Source organism: Mesorhizobium sp. M7A.F.Ca.US.006.04.2.1, from assembly GCF_004022915.1.
GTDB lineage: Bacteria > Pseudomonadota > Alphaproteobacteria > Rhizobiales > Rhizobiaceae > Mesorhizobium > Mesorhizobium ciceri.
In genome coordinates, this window is the sequence record NZ_RZQA01001285.1 from 1 (window position 1) to 1,192 (window position 1,192).

At 61.4% G+C, this 1,192-nt stretch carries 1 protein-coding gene and 1 pseudogene; one reads left to right on the forward strand and one right to left on the reverse strand.

Annotation, left to right across the window (positions count from 1 at the left end; all coding sequences use genetic code 11):
* A pseudogene (locus EN925_RS36665) lies at nt 1–467 on the forward strand (GTPase HflX); the annotation flags it as partial.
* Nucleotides 468–529: 62 nt separating this feature from the next.
* Here EN925_RS36665 and mazG read toward each other — a convergent pair.
* On the reverse strand, nt 530–1,192 hold a 663-nt coding region (gene mazG, locus EN925_RS36670; protein WP_128337408.1), incomplete at its 5' end, for a nucleoside triphosphate pyrophosphohydrolase.

Sequence of the window (1,192 nt, forward strand, 5' to 3'; positions counted from 1 at the left end):
ACGCCGACCTCGTGCTTCATCTGCGCGACATTTCCGATCCGGACACGGCCGCCCAGGCCGAGGATGTCGAGCGTATCCTTGCAGATCTTGGCGTTGACGCTGGTGATGCCAAGCGGGTGATCGAAGTGTGGAACAAGATCGACCGGCTCGACGAAGGCAACCGGACCCGGCTGCTTGCAGACGGCGCCGATGCCAACAAGGCGCCGCCGATTGCGGTGTCGGCGGTGACCGGCGAGGGCATCGATGGGCTGAAGGCGATCATCGAAACGCGGATGGCGGGCGAACTCGAAGACCTCACCGTGACGATCGAGCCGGCACAGTTCGGCCTTGTCGACTGGCTTTACCGCAATGGCGATGTGGTTTCGCGAAGCGACAATGACGACGGCAGCGCCACCATCTCGCTGAAGGCCACGCAAAGCGCGCGCGAAGAGATCGAAAACAGATTGCGTCGTAAAAACAACGGATAATCCGGAGCAGTTCCAGGAAAAGTGTATAGCGGTTTCCGTCGGGAGTTGCCCGAAAAGAGAGACTACTTCGCGGTCTTTGCTTCCTGCCAGAGCGCTTCCATCTCGGCCAGATCAGCCTTGTCCAGCGTGTTGCCGGCTTTCTCCAAAGCCTGCTCGACATAATGGAAACGTGAGCGGAATTTCTCGTTGGTGCCGCTCAGCGCTGCTTCCGAATCGAGCTTGAGGTGGCGACCGAGATTGACGACGGCAAACAGCATGTCGCCGAACTCGTCCTTGATCGAGGCGGTGTCGCCCTTGGCCAGCGCCTCGCGCAATTCGCCGATCTCTTCCTCGATCTTGTCGAGGATGGGCGCTGCCTCGCTCCAGTCGAAGCCGACGCGGGCGGCCTTCTCCTGAAGTTTCAGCGCCCGGGTCAGCGCGGGCAGGGCGACCGGCACGCTGTCCAGAAACCCCTTGCCATTGTCTTCGGGATCGAGACCGCGCGCGAGGCGGGCGCTTCGTTTCTCTGCCTTCTCTTCTGCCTTGATCTTTTCCCACATGCCCTTGGCCATGCCGGCGCTGCGGGCCTTTTCGTCGCCGAAGACATGCGGATGGCGTCGGATCATTTTCGTCGTGATGGCTTGCACCACATCGGGGAAGGCAAACTCGCCGGCCTCCTCGGCCATTTGCGCGTGGTAGACGACCTGCAGCAGCAGATCGCCGAGTTCGTCGCGCAGATCGTCGAG